20 protein-coding genes and 1 pseudogene are annotated in these 18,281 nt (G+C 71.4%); 17 read left to right on the forward strand and 4 right to left on the reverse strand.

Features of this window, described 5'->3' with window-relative positions:
- Positions 1-165 precede the first annotated feature (165 nt).
- The 17 genes from EUS26_RS13085 to EUS26_RS17575 all read left to right on the forward strand — a co-directional run bounded on the left by EUS26_RS13085 (position 166) and on the right by EUS26_RS17575 (position 13,986).
- A complete protein-coding gene (locus tag EUS26_RS13085) occupies positions 166-495 on the forward strand; it encodes a hypothetical protein (protein ID WP_130014272.1) in 330 nt (109 codons plus the stop codon).
- Positions 496-699: 204 nt separating this feature from the next.
- The gene (locus tag EUS26_RS16995; protein WP_272947970.1) at positions 700-1,017 is read left to right on the forward strand and encodes an eCIS core domain-containing protein; all 318 of its coding nucleotides are present in this window, start codon (positions 700-702) and stop codon (positions 1,015-1,017) included.
- 100 nt (positions 1,018-1,117) lie between these two features.
- Positions 1,118-2,725 (forward strand): phage tail sheath family protein, encoded by a 1,608-nt coding sequence (locus EUS26_RS13095; RefSeq protein ID WP_165368615.1) that lies wholly within the window; start codon positions 1,118-1,120, stop codon positions 2,723-2,725.
- A gap of 12 nt (positions 2,726-2,737) precedes the next feature.
- On the forward strand, positions 2,738-3,181 hold the full coding sequence (locus EUS26_RS13100; RefSeq protein WP_130014275.1) for a phage tail protein: 444 nt from the start codon (positions 2,738-2,740) through the stop codon (positions 3,179-3,181).
- On the forward strand, positions 3,178-3,591 hold the full coding sequence (locus EUS26_RS13105; RefSeq protein WP_130014276.1) for a hypothetical protein: 414 nt from the start codon (positions 3,178-3,180) through the stop codon (positions 3,589-3,591). Before EUS26_RS13100 ends, EUS26_RS13105 begins: the two co-directional genes overlap by 4 nt.
- A complete protein-coding gene (locus EUS26_RS17000) occupies positions 3,588-3,731 on the forward strand; it encodes a hypothetical protein (RefSeq protein WP_165368616.1) in 144 nt (47 codons plus the stop codon). Before EUS26_RS13105 ends, EUS26_RS17000 begins: the two co-directional genes overlap by 4 nt.
- A gap of 900 nt (positions 3,732-4,631) precedes the next feature.
- Entirely contained in the window at positions 4,632-5,219 is a 588-nt protein-coding gene (locus EUS26_RS13110; RefSeq protein ID WP_165368617.1) for an eCIS core domain-containing protein, read from the forward strand.
- Between the two features lie 3 nt (positions 5,220-5,222).
- Positions 5,223-5,660, forward strand: a complete 438-nt coding sequence (locus tag EUS26_RS13115; RefSeq protein WP_130014278.1) for a phage tail protein — start codon at positions 5,223-5,225, stop codon at positions 5,658-5,660.
- Entirely contained in the window at positions 5,657-6,385 is a 729-nt protein-coding gene (locus EUS26_RS13120) for a CIS tube protein (protein ID WP_130014279.1), read from the forward strand. The genes EUS26_RS13115 and EUS26_RS13120 overlap by 4 nt, the downstream gene beginning before the upstream one ends.
- Entirely contained in the window at positions 6,382-8,097 is a 1,716-nt protein-coding gene (locus tag EUS26_RS13125; protein WP_130014280.1) for a VgrG-related protein, read from the forward strand. The genes EUS26_RS13120 and EUS26_RS13125 overlap by 4 nt, the downstream gene beginning before the upstream one ends.
- 24 nt (positions 8,098-8,121) lie before the next feature.
- Positions 8,122-8,526 (forward strand): PAAR domain-containing protein, encoded by a 405-nt coding sequence (locus EUS26_RS13130; protein WP_130014281.1) that lies wholly within the window; start codon positions 8,122-8,124, stop codon positions 8,524-8,526.
- Positions 8,519-8,953 carry a GPW/gp25 family protein gene (locus tag EUS26_RS13135; RefSeq protein WP_130014282.1) on the forward strand — a complete coding sequence of 145 codons (435 nt, stop codon included), beginning with the start codon at positions 8,519-8,521 and terminating at the stop codon, positions 8,951-8,953. The genes EUS26_RS13130 and EUS26_RS13135 overlap by 8 nt, the downstream gene beginning before the upstream one ends.
- Complete coding sequence (locus EUS26_RS13140) at positions 8,950-10,911, forward strand: putative baseplate assembly protein (protein ID WP_130014283.1); 1,962 nt, start codon at positions 8,950-8,952, stop codon at positions 10,909-10,911. The genes EUS26_RS13135 and EUS26_RS13140 overlap by 4 nt, the downstream gene beginning before the upstream one ends.
- On the forward strand, positions 10,908-11,750 hold the full coding sequence (locus EUS26_RS13145; RefSeq protein ID WP_130014284.1) for a peptidoglycan-binding protein: 843 nt from the start codon (positions 10,908-10,910) through the stop codon (positions 11,748-11,750). Before EUS26_RS13140 ends, EUS26_RS13145 begins: the two co-directional genes overlap by 4 nt.
- Positions 11,747-12,670, forward strand: coding sequence for a COG1470 family protein (locus tag EUS26_RS13150; protein ID WP_130014285.1), 924 nt, complete (start codon positions 11,747-11,749; stop codon positions 12,668-12,670). The genes EUS26_RS13145 and EUS26_RS13150 overlap by 4 nt, the downstream gene beginning before the upstream one ends.
- Before the next feature lie 360 nt (positions 12,671-13,030).
- Positions 13,031-13,765 carry a peptidoglycan-binding domain-containing protein gene (locus EUS26_RS17380; RefSeq protein ID WP_238148979.1) on the forward strand — a complete coding sequence of 245 codons (735 nt, stop codon included), beginning with the start codon at positions 13,031-13,033 and terminating at the stop codon, positions 13,763-13,765.
- Positions 13,766-13,851: 86 nt separating this feature from the next.
- Positions 13,852-13,986 carry a hypothetical protein gene (locus tag EUS26_RS17575; RefSeq protein ID WP_272947968.1) on the forward strand — a complete coding sequence of 45 codons (135 nt, stop codon included), beginning with the start codon at positions 13,852-13,854 and terminating at the stop codon, positions 13,984-13,986.
- 560 nt (positions 13,987-14,546) lie between these two features.
- Here the strand turns inward: EUS26_RS17575 and EUS26_RS13160 are convergent.
- The 4 genes and pseudogenes from EUS26_RS13160 to EUS26_RS13175 form a co-directional block, all read right to left on the reverse strand.
- Positions 14,547-14,867, reverse strand: coding sequence for a HepT-like ribonuclease domain-containing protein (locus EUS26_RS13160; RefSeq protein ID WP_058892541.1), 321 nt, complete (start codon positions 14,865-14,867; stop codon positions 14,547-14,549).
- Complete coding sequence (locus tag EUS26_RS13165) at positions 14,864-15,184, reverse strand: nucleotidyltransferase family protein (RefSeq protein WP_058892542.1); 321 nt, start codon at positions 15,182-15,184, stop codon at positions 14,864-14,866. The genes EUS26_RS13160 and EUS26_RS13165 overlap by 4 nt, the downstream gene beginning before the upstream one ends.
- A 781-nt stretch (positions 15,185-15,965) precedes the next feature.
- Positions 15,966-16,313, reverse strand: coding sequence for a histone-like nucleoid-structuring protein Lsr2 (locus EUS26_RS13170; RefSeq protein WP_058892544.1), 348 nt, complete (start codon positions 16,311-16,313; stop codon positions 15,966-15,968).
- 991 nt (positions 16,314-17,304) lie between these two features.
- Positions 17,305-18,273 (reverse strand): annotated as a pseudogene (locus tag EUS26_RS13175) (IS3 family transposase); the annotation flags it as partial.
- Between the last annotated feature and the right edge of the window lie 8 nt (positions 18,274-18,281).

Here is an 18,281-nt window from a genome sequence, read left to right on the forward strand (position 1 = left end):
GTGAGGAGGACTCGCATGCACGCGTCGACGACGCTCGTCCGCCCCCAGGGGAGCAGTGCCCCGGTCCACCGGTCGGCCCAGCTGTCCGCCGGGCACCGCCACGGAAGCGTGCTGGACCCGCGTGGCCGGCACAGTCCGCTACCCCGTCCACCGGCGCAACCCGGCATGTTCGACGACCTGCTGGGCACGGCCGGCCCCGGGCTGCTGGGTGCCGCGTCCTCCCTCTTGTCCGGAGACACCGGCGGTGCGCTGGAGCAGGTGCGAGAGACTGGGGGGCCGGCGCTGTCCGGGCTCGCCCAGCAGGGCGTGGGAGCCCTGGGCAGCGCGATCGGTGGGTCCGTGGGCGGTGCCGTGTCGTCGCTGGGCGGGGCGGTCGGCCAGGGCGTCGGAGACGTGGTCTCCGGCCGGTCCTCCGTCGGCGGGGCCGTCGGAGGAGTCGGCTCGGCCGCCCAGCCGGCCCTGCTCAGCCTGCTCATGTCGCTGCTCAACCGCTGACGGACGGGGCCGCCCGTGCCGACGGTCCTGCCGGCGACGACGCCAGCCCACCGGGTGCCGTCGGCCGCCCGGTCCGGCCGCGTCCGTCCGACGAGACCACCGGTCCTGGGCAATCGACGGACCGGGCCGCTCCTTCAGGCGGTACACCGTCGGGCGGGACCCGGGCCCTCCCTCGGAGAGCTGGGGCGGCAGCCGGACTCCTCGGTGCGGGCGGTGCTGCAGGCCGGCCTGGGACGGGACCTGGGCGACGTTCGCGTGCACGGCGGGCCTGCTGCCCGCAGGGCGCTCGACGCGGCGGACGCCGATGCCCTCACCGCAGAGGGTCACGTCACGGTCCGCCCCGAGCATGACCACGCCACCACCACGGGAGGCCGGGTGCTGCTGCTGCACGAGCTGGTGCACGTCCTGCAGCAGCGGGACGACCCGGACCTGTGCGGCGAGCGGGAGCCGCCCGCCCACCTCGAGGAGCAGGCCCGGGCGGTGGCAGTGGCGCTCGGCACGGGTGCCGCTGCCCCTTCGTGAGCCGCAGGCTGCCCCCGCGGCTGCCCGCCCGACCGTTCCTGCGTCCGCGGTCAGACGCCAGCCTGGGAACATCGCCCATCACATCAGGAGCCTGATCGGTATGCCGGACTACAGCACGAGGGCCCCTGGGGTCTACCTCGAAGAGGTCTCCGGGGTACGTCCTATCAGCGGCGTGGGCACCGCCCTGCCGGCGTTCCTGGGCCTGGCCCCTAAAGGGCCGACGGTGCCGACCTACGTCGCCAACTGGACCCAGTTCGAGGAGATGTTCGGCGGCATCCAGCCCGGCCTGAGCCTGGGCCGGGCCGTCTATTCCTACATCGCCAACGGCGGCTCCGGCACCATGGTCGTGCGCACCGGCGGCGAGGACGAGATCGGCCCAGCAGCGGCGCGCGCCGTCCTGTCCGACGGCTCCGGGGGACAGGCCCTCATAATGACCGCCCGGCAGCCGGGCGAGGCCGGCAACGCGATCCGGGTCGAGGTGTCCGGCGGTCCTGCCCCCGAGGAGACGTCGGAGCCGGCCCCTCACGACGCGGGCGGTGACGAGGACACCCAAGACACCGAGGACGTCCCGGGCCCGTCGTCGCCTAACGTCGACGCCCCTTTCGACATGACCGTGACCGGCCCCGGCGGGACGGCGGAGCACTACACCGGTGTGACCGCAGAGTCGCTGCTGCAGCAGCTGCAGACCTCGGCGCTGGTGGCCGTGTCAGCACCGGAGGGCCGCCCGGTGGGGCGCCCCTCGGACAGCTCCACAACCCTCCAGGGCGGTTCGTCCGGCACCGAGGTCGGCGCCGACGCCTTCATCGGTGACGCCGAGGCCCGCACCGGTCTGGCCGGGCTGGTGACCGAGGACGAGGTCACCATGGTGGCGGCCCCGGACCTGGTCACGGCCCTCGCGGCGGGATCCATGACGAAGACAGCGGTGACCGCCGTCCAGCGGGCGATGATCGAGCACTGCGAGGCGCTGCACGACCGGATGGCCATCATCGACCCCCCGCTCTTCGTGGAGGGCAGCTCGGCCGAGACCCCGATGACCACCCAACAGTACCTGGAGTGGCGCGATGGGCTGCCCTCCTCGAAGTTCGCCGCCACCTACTGCCCCTGGGTCACCGTCCTCGACCTGGCGAGCGGCCAGGAGGTGGCGGAACCGCCGAGCGGCTTCGTGGCCGGCGTGTGGGCCCGCAACGACGCCGAGCACGGCGTCGCCTCCGCGCCCTCTGGGCGGCTGCGCAACACGTTGAGCCTGACCCGTCAGTTCACCGACGCCGATCAGGGTCGGCTGAATCCCCGTGGCGTCAACTGCCTGCGGGTGTTCCGTGGGCAGGGGCCGGTCGTCTACGGCGTGCGCACGCTGTCCGACGACACCGAGTGGCGCTATCTCAACGTGCGCCGACTCTTCAACTACATCGAGGAGTCGGTCATGGAGGGCACCCAGTTCGCCGTCTTCGCCCCGAACGACACCGACCTGTGGGCCCGGCTGCGTCGCTCGGTCTCTGCCTTCCTGCTGACCCTCTGGCGCGACGGAGCGCTGGTCGGCACCACACCGGAGGAGGCGTTCTACGTCAGGTGCGACGCGGAGACCAACCCGCGCGACCTCATCGACCAGGGCGTCGTCACCGTCGAGATCGGCGCGGCCCCCGTCAAGCCGGCCGAGTTCGTGGTCATTCGGGTCCGACAGTCCAGCGACGGCTCCGCCGTCAGCGAGTGAGGAGTGCACGTCATGCCTCTGGCCACCGGCGACGTTCTCGCCAGCTACGCCTTCGAGTTCGAGGTCGAGGGCATCTCGATCGCCCAGTTCGCCCAGGTCTCCGGGGTGACCGGCTCCATCGGGGTGATCGAGCACCGCGAGAACACCAAGGGTGGCAAGGAGATCGTCAAGAAGCTCCCCGGCGCCACCAGCTACGGCGACATCACGTTGCGGAAGGGCCGCACGACCAGCAACGCGCTCTGGGAGTGGTTCAAGCAGGTGCAGGACGGCAAGATCAACGAGGCCCGCAAGAACGCCAGCATCGTGCTGTTCGACTACGAGCACGGTGAGGTGGCCCGGTTCAACCTGGTCAACTGCTGGATCTCCCAGGTCCGGCTCGGGGAGCTGGCGGCGGGGTCGAACTCAGCCTTGATTGAGGAGGCCGTCATCGTCCACGAGGGGATGACGCTCGCATGACGGCGACTCTCCAGAGCAACGGCACCGGCCCGTTGTCGGACCTGGTGACCCGGTTCGACTTCGTGCTGCCGCGGGGCTACCTCGACCAGCACGGCGAGGTCCACCGTGAGGGTGTGATGCGCCTGGCTACGGCCCGCGACGAGATCCTGCCGCTGCGGGACCCCCGGGTCCGCGACAACGAGGCATACCTCGCCGTCGTGCTGCTGTCCCGGGTGGTGGAGCGAGTCGGAACGGTCAGCGAGGTCACCCCGGGCGTGGTCGAGAGCCTGTTCGCCGGCGACCTGGAGTACCTGCAGGACCTCTACCGGACGCTCAACCGCAACGAGCACTCGACGGTGGTCGTGCGCTGCCCAGGCTGCGACCAGGAGTTTGCGGTGGACACCGCCGCTGATGCCCCGGGGGAATCGTGATCGGCGACGACGACCGGGTCCTGGCCGAGCTGGTCGCCCTGGGGCGGGGACTGCACTGGCCGCTCGGCGAGCTTCTCGACCTGGAGCACGGACTGCGTCGCCGTCTGCTGGAGCACCTGACGCAGGCCGAGGGCGGATGAGCCGCCGTGTCCGGCAACGCCACGACGCTGCAACGCCTCGCCGCCACCCCTCTCACCGTCCCCAGCAGGGGCTTCGTCGCGGCGGTCCTCCCACGTGACCCGACCGCCGACACCCCGCTGGTGCCGGAGCCGCGCCCCTCCCTGGCCACCCGCCTCGGGATACCTCCCCTCGTCCGGGTCGTGCACCGCAACCCTGCCCGCGACGATGGACCGGCTGACCGGACTGCTGCGGCGCGCCCCGATCCGTGGCACCTGCACGCCACCGCGCCGACGGGGGCTGCTGCGACCCGCCGCCCCCGAACGACCCACCCGCTGTTGCCGGGGAACGGCCCCCCGACACCGCACCCGCGGGCGGTAGACGCGCACCGACACGCCGCATACCTGCCTGGCGGGGGAACACCGGTGGTCGCCACCCGTCCTGCGGACCGGACCCGGACGACCGACCGCCCCGCGCAGGAGGCAAAGACCGTGCGACCCGCACCCGATCGACGGAGGCTGGACACGCCACCGGCACCCGATAGCGCCGGGCCGGACGCCACAGCAACACCCCGTCGCCCCGGGTCGGACGCCCCCTCGGCACCCGGGGCGGCCGTGCGGCCTGCATCGTCCCCCGGCGGCAGTCGGTCACCCGGCGCGGGGGGCAGGGGGGCCCAGCAGGCGCGACCCGCCCACGGACACCACGCACGGCCGCCGACCGCGCCTCCGAGCCCCCTGTCGGCCGCTGCTCCCCACGAGACTCTCAGCGAGAAGGTGTCGGCCGGTGCGCCGACCGGACCCGGGCCTGTCAAGGCCGCTTGGCGGGCCACGCGTGCTCCGCAGCGGCCGCTTCACCCACCCTCGCAAACCCCCGGAACGGGACCCGCGTCGCGCTCCGAGGACGTCCTCGCCGACACGGACCCCGTGGTCGAGGTGCGACGGGGGCCGGAGGCCGAGGAGCTGACCCGCCTTACCGGAGCACGAGCGGCGACCGTGGAAGGAGTGGTCTATCTCCCGTCCCGGCACGGCAGCGACTCCGACCCCGTCGTCAGGGGGCTGCTGGCGCACGAGCTGGTGCACGCCCGGGGTGACCGTCAGCGTGCGGCGACGCGAGACCGCAGCCAGGCCGAGGAGGCGTTCGCCGACCGGCAGGAGGCCGCGGTGCGCCACGGCGGCGAACCGGGGCCGCGGCTGGTCACGGTCACCGGTCCCCCGCTTCCTGACGGATCCTCCCCCGGCCGCAGGACCGGGTTGACGTCGACCGCACCCGACCTCGTGCGGGGACCTGGGCCGGTCGCTCCGGACCCCGGGCGGGCCTCGGGGCCGCCATCCGTCGCGGCACCCGTCCACCGTGCACCGGAGGCACCGCCGCTGCCCGAGGCGAGTCAGGACGGCCCGGTCGACGGCGAGCACCTGGAGCTGATCCACCGCCTGCTCACCGAACGCTTGCGGGACGAGTCGCTGCTGATGCGGGAGCGCACCGGCTCCCTGACCGAGCTGGTCTGGAGGTGAACGATGGGCGACCCCGGGACGAGCCTGTGCTTCTCCGTCGTGGTGGACGACGGCGAGGCCAACACCGAGCTGGGCACCTTCACCGCCTGCCAGGGTCTGGCCGCCGAGTACGACGTGCACGAGTACCAGGAGGGTGGCGTGAACGGATACGTGCACCGGCTCCCCGGGCGGTTGCGGCATCCCAACCTGGTGCTGACCCGCGCTCTGGACTCCTCCTCCGGGGCGGTCGCCTCCTGGTTCGACGCCCAGGAGTCCACCGGCGGCCGGACGACGGCGGTCGTCACGGCCTACGACCCGGTGGGCGAGGTGGTCGCACGCTGGTCGTTCACCGGCGTGTTCCCCGTGCGCTGGACCGGCCCGACGCTCAGCGCCACCGGCGCGACGGTCGCCACCGAGACCCTCGAGCTCGCGCACACCGGCTTCCGCCAGGAGGCGTCGTGATCAGCGGGCTCGTCACCGTCTCGGTGCCCGCTCCCGCGCTGTCCGCGGTGGCCGGCGCGCGGTCGGAGAAGGCCACGCTCAGCCTGCGTGACGACGACACGCAGGTGCTGCACTGCCAGTTCAACCCGACCGAGTACACAATCACAAAGACCGCCCGGTGGACCCGCGTCCCGGTGCGGGGTGCCGCCTCCGCGGCGCCACCGGAGTTCGTCGGCACCAACGCCGGGTCCATGCAGGTCGAGCTCTTCTTCGACTCCCGCGAGGCCGGGATCGGCAGCGTCGTCGAGTCGGTCAGCCGACTGCTGTCCTGGACGCAGCCCTCCCCCAGGTCGATAGAGGACCGACGGCCGAGCCCACCGGTGGTGATCTTCGAGTGGGGCGGCAGTGCCGTCTTCCACGCCTACGTCAGCTCGGCGGCAGCCCGCTTCGTGCTGTTCAACCGGGACGGGACGCCGATCCGCGCTCACGTCTCCCTCCGCCTGGAGGAGGTGCCCCGCCCGCAGCCTGGCACCAACCCGACCTCGTCCGGGACGTCGGTGGTCCGCCGGCACCACTTCGTCGCCGGGGACTCGCTGCCCCTGCTCGCCCACCGGGAGTACGGCCGCGCGGACCGGTGGCGGGCCATCGCGGCGGCGAGCGGGATCGACGACCCCACCCGGGTCCGCCCGGGGACCTCCCTGCTCGTGCCCGACCTGACCGCCGACCCGCCCCGCAGGTCTTCATGAGCACGCGCACCTACTCCTCGCTTCCGGAAATCCGTCTGGCCGGCTCCGTCCTGCCCCCCGAGCTGCTCCGGCGGGTGGTCCGGGTCGAGGTCGACGACCGGGTGGGGCTGCCGACCGTCGTCTCCGTCGTCCTCATCGACCCAGACCGGGACCTGCTCGACCTCACCGACATCGAGGTCGGCGCCGAGCTGGAGGTCTCGGCCGCACCGGTCGGTGACGAGCCGCGACGACCCATGGCCGCGTGCGAGGTGGTGTCGGTCGACATTACCTACTCCTCGCGGGAGAGCACCCTCACGGTCCGGGGGTACGACGCGTCCCACCGCTTGCACCGGTTGCGTCGGACACGGTCCTTCCAGGACGTCACCGACGGCGACGTGCTGCGCACCGTCGCGGCCGACGCCGGCCTCGACGTGGGCACCGTGGAGGACCCAGGTCTGGTGCACGCGCACGTGGCGCAGCTGAACCTGACCGACTGGAACTTCCTGTCCGCCAGGGCCCGGGAGTGCGGGCGGGTGCTCCGTGTCCGGCAGTCCCGGCTGGAGCTCGTCCAGCCCACCCAGGCGGCTACCGCCCCCGGACCGGGGCGGCTGCAGTTCCCCGAGGCCGGCCAGCTTGTGCTCGGCGCCAACGTGCAGTCGCTGCACGCCCGGATCAGCTCGGCCGAGCTGCCCTCGACCGTGGAGGTGCGCGGCTGGTCGCCCGAGGCCAAAGCGGCCGTCGTGGCCCGTGCGCAGGTGACCGCACCAGGGACCGACATCGACACCACCCCGGAGGGGCTGACCGAGGCCGTGGGGGCACCGGTGCTCGTCTGGGCGGCCACCCCGCTGTCGGACCAGGGCGAGGCCGACCGTCTGGCGTCCGCGCTCGCCGAGAGGCTCGGCAGCACGTTCGCCAGCGCCACCCTGGTCTGCCAGGGCGACCCGATGCTGCTGGCCGGCCGGGCGGTCAGTCTGGCGCTGGCCGGAGGCCTGTTCAGCGGGCGGTGGACCATCACCGCGGCGCGGCACACCTTCGACACGACCGGGTACCGCACGACGCTGCACCTGGGTGGGGCCGCCGAGCACACCCTGGGGGCGTTCATGCCCGAACCGGTGGAGCGGCGGGGCAGCTCCCCGCTGGCCGGGGTCGTGCCCGGGATCGTCACGGACGTCGCCGACCCGGACGCGCAGGGACGGGTCCGGGTGGCCCTGCCCTGGCTGTCCGAGGGTTACGTCAGCGACTGGGTGCGGGTGGCCCGTCCGGGGGCGGGTAAAGACCGAGGTGCCCTGCTCCAGCCAGAGGTGCAGGACGAGGTGCTCCTGACCTTCGAGCACGGCGATGCCCGCCGTCCGTACGTGCTCGGCGGGCTGCACAACGGCCCCGACGCACCACCCCTGGAGGGAGGGCGGGTGGACCCGGGATCCGGGGAGTCCGAGCTGCGCGGCGTGGTGTCCCGCCTGGGCCACCGTCTCGTTCTCGACGACGGTCCGGACTCGACCGGCCTGACCCTGGCGACCGGCAGCTCCGAGGTGAGCATCATCCTCGACGAGGCGGGCACCGGTCTGACACTTGCTGCCAAGGGGCCGGTGAGCGTCACCGGAGACACCGTCGCCGTGTCCGCGCGCTCCGTTGAGCTGACCGGTGACGCCGAGGTGTCCGTGAAGGCACCCACCGTCAACGTCACGGCGGACGGGACGCTGACGCTGCGCGGCGCCATGGTCAGGATCAACTGAGCGCGCTGGGAGAGGAGTCATCCGATGGGTACCCCGGCAGCCGTGGTCGGCGACCGGATCACGGGGACCTGCGTGGGTCACCTGGTCCCGGCCCCTATGGGGGCCACGGCCCCCGCTCCCCCGCTGCCTTTCACGGCGCCGGTCCTCCAGGGCACCGCACCCTCGGTGCTCATCCAGGGGCGGCCGGCGGTGGTCGTGGGGTCCGCCGGGGTCAACTCGCTGAGCCCGCACGCCGGGCTGCACCCGAGCGACCCGTTCATGACACCGGTGCAGCAGCGCGGCACGGTCGCCGCCGGCAGCACGACCGTGCTGATCGAGGGCAGGGGCGCCGCCTCCACCGGTGCCCGGTGCCAGCTGTGCCTGGCCCCCGTGGGGTTGCTCCAGGGCAGCGTCACCACCGTTCTTCTCGGAGGTGGGCCAGGTGGCTGACCCGTCGTTCCTCGGCTCCGGGCCGGCCTTTCCGTTCTCCGTCGACGCCGGCGGATCGGTGCTGCTGCGGCACGGCACCGACAAGGTCGAGCAGAGCATCCGGCTAATCCTGTCGACCAGGATCGGCGAACGTCCGATGCGGCCCGAATTCGGTTGCGCCGCCCACGAGCACGTCTTCGCACCCGCCGCCAGCCCCCGTACCACCGGCAAAGTCGTGCGCGCCGTGGAGGACGCCCTGACGCGGTGGGAACCCCGGATCGACCTGCTCTCGGTCACCGCGGACCCCGGCCAGCAGGAGGGGGTCCTGGTCGTGGAGGTCGGCTATCTGGTCCGGGCCACCAACGACGTCCAAAACCTCGTGCACCCGTTCTACGCCATTCCCCCCGAGCCTGACGGGCCCGGTGCCGTCGGGGAGGCGGGGCCGTGACGATCCCCACCCCGAACCTGGACGACCGCCGTTTCCAGGACCTCGTCGACGAGGCGAAGCGTCGGATCGCCGACCGGTGCCCCGAGTGGACCGACCACAACGTCTCAGACCCCGGGGTGACCCTGATCGAGCTCTTTGCCCAGATGGTCGACGAGACCTTGTACCGGGTGAACCGGCTGCCGAACGCCATGCTCGTGACGATGATGAACGCGACGGGCATGCACCTGCAGGCGTCGCGGGCCGCCCGGACCGTGCTGACCTTCTGGCTCTCGGCCCCGGCGCGCTACTGGGAGTCGGTCGCGGAGGACTCTCCCGTGCTGGGCGGTCCCGGGCTGGAGGTCGCCACGGAACGCCGGGACGAGGAGGTGCCGGTGAGCTTCCGCACCACCGCCCCGGCGAGGCTGCACCGCGCAGAGGTCACCATGCGTTACACGTCGGCGACCTCTCCCCGCGGCCCGGGGTCCGATGCGCGCCTCCGGCACGAAGGCAGCGCTTTCGTGCCGGTGTTCGGCACGGGCGTCCCGCACCCCGGGGCGTCCCTGGTCCTGGAGCTGGCCCGGCCGCTGCCAGGTTGCGCGGTGAAGGTCGACCTGCAGTGCGAGGAGAACCGCGGCACCGGTGTGGTACCGGAGGACCCGCCGTGGACCTGGGAGGTATGGGGTGCCGGCGCATGGCTGCCCTGCGAGGTGGACCGCGACACGACCGGGGGGCTCAACCGCCCGGGCAGCGTCTACCTGCACGTCCCGCCGGACGCACGTCCGGCGGACGAGGGATCGGGCTGGCTGCGCTGCCAGCTGGTGCCCGCCCGGCAGGGTCAGCCCGCCTACGAGGAGTCCCCCGCCGTGGGACGGGTCACGGCGCAGACGCTGGGGGTCAGCGTGCCCGCCGACCAGGCCGACGTCCTCGTGCGCGATGAGGTGGTGGGTGTCTCCGACGGCACGTACGGCCAGCCGCCGTTCCCGGTGCGCCGCACGCCGGTGGTGCAGGACCCGGCCGGCGGACCTCTGCTCATGGCCGGGCAGGACCCTATCCCCTGGACACCCGTGCCCAGCCTCGCCTCCAGCCGTGAGACGGACCGGCACTACCTGCTGGACCGGGTAGGTGGGCAGGTCCGGCTCGGCGTTGCAGTGCGACAGTCAGACGGACGGGTGCGCCGGTACGGCCAGGTCCCGCCGGCGGGAGCACCGCTGCGGCTGGTCGAGTATCGCGTCGGGGGCGGATCCAAGGGCAACGTGCGGGCCGGAGCCGTGCAGGTGCTGCGCTCCCCGGTGCCGCACGTGCGCTCGGTGGAGAACCGGCACGCGGCGCGCGGCGGGGTGGACGCGGAGAGCGTGGAGCAGGCCACGTCCCGGTTGCCGGTGTTCCTTCGGCAGCGCACCCGGGCCGTGACCCTGGCCGACTACGTGGACCTGGCGCTGGACGCCAGCGTCGCGGTGGCCCGCGCCCACGCCCTCGACGAGAGCAGCCCCTTGAACGGTCCGGTGGTGCGGGTGGTGCTGCTGCCCCCCCTCCCCCCTGACGCCGGGCTCGGCGCACCCCTCGACCCGCGCGAGCTGGTGCCGGCGGACGAGACCATGACCGACGTCACCCGTTACCTGGACGGGCGGCGGCTCGTCGGCACCAAGGTGCTGGTCACCACCGCGCTTCCCGTGCATCTCGGCGTGACCGCCCGGGTCACCACGGGGCCCTCGGCCGACCGGCGGCAAGTCGAGGCGGACGCCCAGCGCCGGTTGTACCGGTTGCTGCACCCGCTGGTCGGTGGCGAGGACGGGACCGGCTGGCCGTTCGGGCGGACCGTGCGGGCGGCTGACTTGTATGCCGTGCTGCAGCACGTGCCCGGAGTGACGCGGGTCGACGCGGTCATCCTGCGCGACCGGCGCGACATCGAGGTGGCGCAGGTCGAGGTCCCGCCCCACGGGATCCCGCTGACGACCGGTCACCAGATCGAGGTCTCATGACGCAGCACCCCGGCGAGATCACCCCGCGCAGCGTGCGGGGGGCGTCGTGGCGTCCGACCATGTTCGACCGGCTACCGGCCGTGTACCGCGACCCCGTCAGGTTCCGGCCCACCCACCTCGTGGATCCCGGCCCCGGGGAGCAGCTGCGGGCCGTGCGTGAGGAGGACATGCTCGATCTGGGCTCGGAGGGTGACGTCACCCGGGTGCTGCAACAGGCACTGGCCGTCGCGCGCCACGATCCCGGCCCGGCGGACGGCGCCTACGGGCCGCGGACGCAGGACGCAGTGCGCGCCTTCCAGCGACAGCGGGGGCTGACCGTCGATGGGATCGTCGGGCCGGAGACCGTCGGCGAGCTGACCGCGCCCTTCCTGCAGCGCTTCCTCGACGGGCTGCAGGACGTCTTCGACCCCGTACTGAGCACGCTCGACAACCTGGCCGCCTATCTGACCGTGGACACCGCGCCGGGCCCCTTCCTGCGGTGGCTCGCCTGGGTGGTCGGCGCGCAGTCCTCCGTCGCCGACGACGCCGCCCAGGACCGGCTTCTCGTCGCGCGAGCGCTGGAGCTGTATCGGCAGGGAGCCACCCGGCAGGGCATCGCCGAGATCGTCGGCACCCACTTGGGTCTGGCGCCCGAGCGGGTAGGGGTCACCGACGGCGGGGACACGGCGTGGGACCCCGACCCGCACGCGGTCGTCACCGGTGAGGGATCCAGCCACGTGACGGTCGAGGTGCCGCGGGACGCTGTCCCCGACCCCGGGAGGTGCATGGGACCGCTGCGTGAGGTGGTCGCGCGCACCCTGCCCGTCGGGCTCACCGTCGAGGTGGTGCTGACCGGATGACTGACGGAACGTCGCGGGATGGCGGTCCGGACCGAGGCGGTAGCCCGGGACGTATCAGGATCGAGGCCGAGGCGCCGACGGCCCCCCTCGTCACGGGCTCAGCCCAGCGCCTGACCGTCACCGTGGTCAACGACGGGCCGGAGGTCGAGCAGGTCGCGCTGGACCCCTCCGGTCTGCTGGCGCGCTGGGTGGTGCTCGACCCGCCGGTCCTGAGGCTCTGGCCGCGCCAGCAGGGCCAGTCCGTCTTGACCGTGCACCTGCCGGCCGGGTCGGAGCCGCAGGCTGGACCGAGCACCCTGGTCCTGGTGGGACGCACCGGTGATGGTCAGCACACCGTGGTGCAGGTACAGGTGGAGGTGGCGGTGACGGTGCAGGTCGAGGTGTCGCGACCGCGCCCGCACGCGCTGGAGACGCCGCGCCGGGCCAAGGTGGACCTCCAGATCACGAACGGGAGCAACGTACCGGTGCAGGTCCACGTGAAGGTCACCGACCGTGAGGGCCGCCTGCACCAGCAACGTCCGCGTTCGCCGTTCCATCTCGCAGCCGGGGAGTCCGCCGGCGTGGGCGTGGTGCTGGCCTGGCGGAAACCGGTGTGGCGGGGACGGGCCGTGCCCCACGACTACGTGGTCACCGCGGCCGTGCGCCACAACGCTGTGGCCGGACCGGCCACGGCGGGCCAGCAGGAGCCGCGCACCGTCAGCGGCGTGCTCGTGCAGGCACCGCTCCTTCGGACGTGGTGGCTGCTGGTCTGGTTGGGCCTGGCGCTGGCGACCTGGCAGTCGAGCGGTGGCTGGGGGTGGATCCTGGGCCCGTTGACCCTAGCGTGGACGATTTTCGTGCTCGCCCGGGTCACGCACAGGCTGCTGGTCGTCCGCCGGGGGGACCCGAGGGCCGACGCCGCACGGACCAGGCTGTCCTGATCGGCCGTCCTGGCCGCGCCGCCCTGCCCGGTCGCGCTGCCCGGTCGCCCCGGTGGGCCGTCCGTCGGGGCAGGATCGGCCGCCGGACGGGCAGCCTCACCGTCGACCCGTTGCGTCGGCGTCCGCGACGGCGGGACGGTGGAGGCTCGACACAAGGAGGTGATGACGGTGACCGCGACGTCCGGCCCGTCAAGCACGCAGGACCAGGATCCGGGGCCCGACCTAGACCCCCACGACGCCATTGAGGATGCGCAGGACTCCGACGACCGGCCCGAGGACCTTCGCGAGGTCACGGACCCGTCGGACCCCAGCTTCGTTGAGCCGTTCGACGACGCGACCGGACCGGCAGGAGGGTGAGCGATGGCGATCCACCAAGGCCCCTACGTGGGGGCACGCAACTGCACGGATGGCCCCACCGCCGGCGCCCGGGCGCTGATGTCCTGGTACCTCGGCGCCTACGCCGACGAGGGCGGGACCAACCTGGGCATCTACAACTGCCGCACCGTCCGCGGTGGGTCCACCACGTCGCTGCACGGGGAGGGCCGGGCCTGCGACCTCGGCAACCCGGTCGGCGCTGCGTGGCAGGAGCAGCTGGCGGACCTGCTCGTGGACAACAGTGCCGAGCTGGAGATCCAGTGCGTCATCTTCAACCGGCGCATCTGGTCCAACGCTCACCCCAACCGTGGCTGGCGCCCATACGGGGGACGGAGCCCGCACACAGACCACATCCACGCCGAACTGACCTGGGAGGGTGCTCGCACGCTGACGGCCGAGCGTATCCGCGACGTTCTCGGTGACCCCTCCCCGACCCGGGGCGGCGGCGGCGGTGGCGGTGGTGCCGGGTCGTTCCCGACGACCGGCCGGCTGCTCAGGCTGACCTCACCCCTGATGCGTGGCGACGACGTGCGTCAGGTGCAGCAGCGGCTGGTGGACCTCGGTTACGCCCTTCCCAGGTTCGGCGCCGACGGGATGTACGGCGAGGAGACGGCCCAGGCGGTCCACCAGCTGCAGGCCACCGCTGGCTTGGCCGCAGACGGCGTCGTGGGCCCCCGGACACGGGCGGCGCTGGCCACCGGGGTCCGTGGCCACTCCTAGCTCGTGCTGCACCGCGTCGACAGCGGCCGTGCCATCCGCTCCTCGCCCAGGTCTCGCACTCACGCCCGGTCGGCACGACCGTGGAGGTGGCGGCTCCGGCAGCCGACCGGGTCGCCCTCTCCCCCGAGGTGCGGGGTGCGGCCATGGACCACTCTCGACGCAGCCGGCCGGTCCAGGTGTTGACCAACGGCGAGGACGTCGGGCGCAGCGTCGCCTGGTAGGTGGGGACGTAGTCAGCGGAGGACATCCGGCGGTCGAGGTCCAGCTTGCCGACGTGACGGTGACCGGTGGCCACGCCGTCATTTGGGTGCGCGGGACGAGCTTGAGCTGAAAGACCTCGGAACCTACGACGGCAGCCTGGCCAACGCCGACGAGGCCGCCGGACCGCTCGCGCTGGTGGCAGGTGATGTGCTCCGCCTCGGCGCGACTGAGCTGCAGCTGGGCACAGTGAACCTCAGCAGCGGTTGCCAGAACACCGGTCCCGGGAGCCAGCTCGTCGGCCAGTTCTGCGCGACGAGGTCGCCTGTGTGAGGCTTCTGCCATCGCCAGTCCACTTCTGACCATCTTTGTCCGGACGCACGAAACCCCCAGATCCGCGTCCTTTTGCAGATTCTGGGGGCTGCGGTGCGACAAGCCGCACAGCGTGAGACACGTGGGTGGAGGTGGCGGGAAACTCCTCGCTAACGCTCTGAACAGCATGGATGCTCGCGAACACTCCCCCGTGTCAGCCCTGTGTCAGTTTGATCGGCGGATTCGGCACCTTTCCCACGAGACAGGTCCTTCACAGCTGACGGAGGCGATCGGCCAAGGGACCGAGCTGGTTGTCGACGATGTCGAGGATCAACTCGGCATCGACACGGAAGTACTCGTGCACGACGACGTTGCGCAGTCCCGCGATCGCTCCCCATGGGACCTCCGGCGCCCGATCGCGTGTCTCGCTGGGAAGTACCCGCACCGCCTCCCCGATCACGGCCAAGTTGCGCAACACCGCGTCGTAGGCCATCTCCTGGAGTTCGCCGGACGCAAGATGCTGGGTGTAGCCCTGGCATCGTTCGACCGCATGCAGGATGTCGGCGAAGCGTTCCTGCTCGGATCGCGTCACACCGGCACCGCGTCGCTGAGCGCGGTACTCGACACCTCAGCGCGCAGAAGGGTCGGCGTCACCACATCGACGCGGCGGCCCAAGACGTCGCTGAGCTCCTCGCCCATGCCCGCCACGCGCAAGAGGGGGTTCCCTAAGTCCGGCAGCAGATCCACGAGAAGGTCGACGTCGCTGTCCGCCGTCGCGTCGCCTCTGGCCACCGAGCCGAACAATCTTGGATTGGTCGCACCGTAGCGCTTGAGGATCTGCTCAAGAGCGTCACGATGAGCAACGACCACCGCACGGAGGGCGGTGCTCTCGGACGTGACGGTGCTCATGTGTCAAGGGTAGAGGGCCAGCATCGTGACGCCTAGGACCAGGAAACCCACGAGTGAGCGATACGGGTCAGTCAGCATCGCCGCTGATGATCCGTGGCCCCTTCGAGGCAGCTGTGGAACAGGAGGCAAATGCGCACCGCGTTACCACTGAGTCGATGGCCTTCGTCTGTAGACCCGCGCCGCGAGCCAGCCGATCAGGGCGGCAGCGATCGCGACAGACACATCTATTACGAGGCCCCTACCGAGATGGTCCCAAAGATACGCCCACGCTTCAGCGTCCGAGCCGATGCAGTCCTGTCCCCACAGGGTGCAGTTAAGACTCTGAACTGCGGCCAGGTGCGACCCGACCATGCCGGACCCCAGCAACGCAACCCAGCCCAGCCCTTCGGCGCCGACTTTGAGCGTCTCACGCACCCCGGCGTGTCGGAGGAACGACGCTGCGAGAATGCACAGCCAGGCAAGTACCTGAGTGATCTGGGCTAGGACCCACACGGCTTCATAGTCGGACGCCAATCGGCTCCACCCCTACAGTGTGGCCCGGGCGGGGCTCGGCGTGCCCAATCTTGACTTGGCCAGTGCCCCCGGGGGCACGACTGCGGTTGTGGACCCTTGTGCCTGGGATGGCGCAGTCTCGAACGAGCGCAACTGTGCTCGGTGCGGCACGAGCGGACATCTACAAGCGGGAGCGGCTCCGCTGGGCTACTGCTGCTGTGGAACGTGACGAACGACCATGCCACGCCGTTGCGTGGCCGAGTCACGAGCGAAGGCGCGCGCTGCCTGCTCAGCCCTTCTGCGCAGCCTCGTACGCGGCAACGACCTCGGCGGATATGCGTCCACGGTCAGAGACGGAATGCCCGTTCTCCTTCGCCCACTCCCGGATGGCCTTCGTGCGCTCCCGGTCCTGCTGATTCGCGCTGTTGCTGGTACCGGTCCTGCGCGTGCCACCAGACACCTTGCGCCCGGCCTTGAGGTAGGGCTGAAGAAGACTGGCAAGTTCCGCTGCCTCATCGGTGGACAGGTCAACCTCGTAGGTGCTGCCCTTCCAGCCAAAGGTGACAGTGTCGCCTTCCTTGCCCAACTCCTCCCCGGAGAGGTCGGAGACGAACTGGGTAATGACACGCTGCGCCATGGAATGTTCCTTCTCAAGGGGACGGTCAGGTGTGTGCCCAACCGAAGGGGTGAGCCGCGTACCTTCCACCGTACCCAGGACTTAGCACCGAACAAACTCGGCCAAGGACGCCGCCGAGGGTCGCGAACACATACAGCTGACCTTGCCAGGACGACCCGTAGGGGCGGGCGTCATGGGCGGCCCGCCTAACCGCACGCGGCAGATCCGGTTGTTTGTTGACGCATACTCTGCTGTGCCCTGCTACCAGGAGGGGCGCATCAAGTGGGCTCCCGGCGTCCAGCCGCGTGCCGTGAACGAAGCCATTCATTCGAGTGAGGACGGCAGCCGACAGGTCGAGAGCCGCATGACTCTACCGCCTGGGTTCGTGGCGGCGATCTGCCGCAGAGCTGAGAAGGGCAGCCGCGATCAGGGTCCAGAGCAACGCCAGCATCACCGTCCACACGGGAGGCTCGGGGTCTATGCCGCCGAGAAAGTAGAACCAGGACCAACCCGCCAGCAAACTGAACAGCAGCCCGAGCCCAACCGATTGTTGAGGCTTTCGAGTGAGGTGCCACCAAGGGGCCCGCTCGCGTTCCGCCATGACGTCATCCAAGCAGAACCCACGTCGTCGGGTATGGCGACGCCACACCGTGCTCTTCCCCTGGATCGGGTGATCGTCCGTTTACGCCTCGGCTGCATACGGGCCAATCGCGTGCCGCCGAACTGGGTGCGGCACGAGCGGAGACTGGTCGTCTTAGTTTCCGGGTGGCCACGGGTCGTCTCGGTCTTGTGAGGACGGCCGCCGATGTCTGCGAAGCAGGCCCGTCGTGAGTGCTGCGACCAGGAACGTGGCAGATCCCAACGCCATCGTCTCCCACCACCCAAGGTCGAGCGCGAAGGCAACCGATCCCGCAATCAAGCAGAGGGCCACTGGGGCAGAGCCTGAGACCAAGAGTGTCTTGACGGTCCGGGTCGGTTCTCTCACTGAAGCGCCCCAGCTTTGCGGCCGCTCTTATACGGGTTCCGGCTCTCGATTGAGGGCGGTGTAGTAGGTCTGCTCGAATTCCGCGGGGCTTCGGTAGCCGAGGCTACTGTGCAGTCGGCGCTGGTTGTACCAGTCGACCCAGCCGGCGGTGGCGTACTCGACGTCGTGGACGCCGCGGTAAGGCCCGTCGTGGAAGACGGTGGTGCGCACACACTCGGTCTTGTAGAGCCCGATCACGCACTCCATGAGCGCGTTATCGTACGCATCGCCGACCGACCCGATCGAGGGACGGATACCCTCCAGCGCGAGGTGCTCGGTGAGCCGCAGCGAGGTGTACTGACTGCCGGCGTCGGCGTGGCCGATCAGCTGCCCGGGCAGCACCGGGTGACCCTCCCGGGCACGCTGCCAGGTCGCCATCCTGACCGGCGTCATGACCAGGTCCACGTCCTTGGTGCTGGCGGCGTGCCAGGCCATGATGCGCTGGGCGTACACGTCGACGACGAACGCGACGTACACCCACCCCGACCACGCCCGGACGTAGGTGAAGTCCATGACCCACGTCCGGTTCGGGGCCGCGGCGGTGAAGTCGCGGTTCAACAGGTCCCCGGCGCGAACGCCGTCCTTGGCCGGGATCGTGGTCCGGATGCCCTTGCTCCGACGTATCCCGGACAGGCCCAGGGCCCGCATCGCCCGGTCCACGCTGCCCGGCGAGACCGAGGGCATCCTGCGGGCGACCAGGGCCGTCATCTTCCGCCGCCCGTACAGGCCCTCCGGGGTGAGCCGGCGTCGACCCGCAGGGTCGGTGGTCCAGGCGAGGTCGCGGACCGTGTCCATCACCCACGCGTCCTGCACCGTGCGGTCCGCGACCTGGCGGCCGGACCGGCGCCAGGTGCGGTAGGTGCGCTCGGCGACCTGCAGGCCCTGCTGTCGCAGGACCCGGCAGACCGACCCGACCGTGCGCCCCTGGGCACGCTGGGTGTCGATGAACGCCACGATGTCGCGTA

The organism is Serinicoccus sediminis, assembly GCF_004153545.1.
Lineage (GTDB): Bacteria > Actinomycetota > Actinomycetes > Actinomycetales > Dermatophilaceae > Ornithinicoccus > Ornithinicoccus sediminis_A.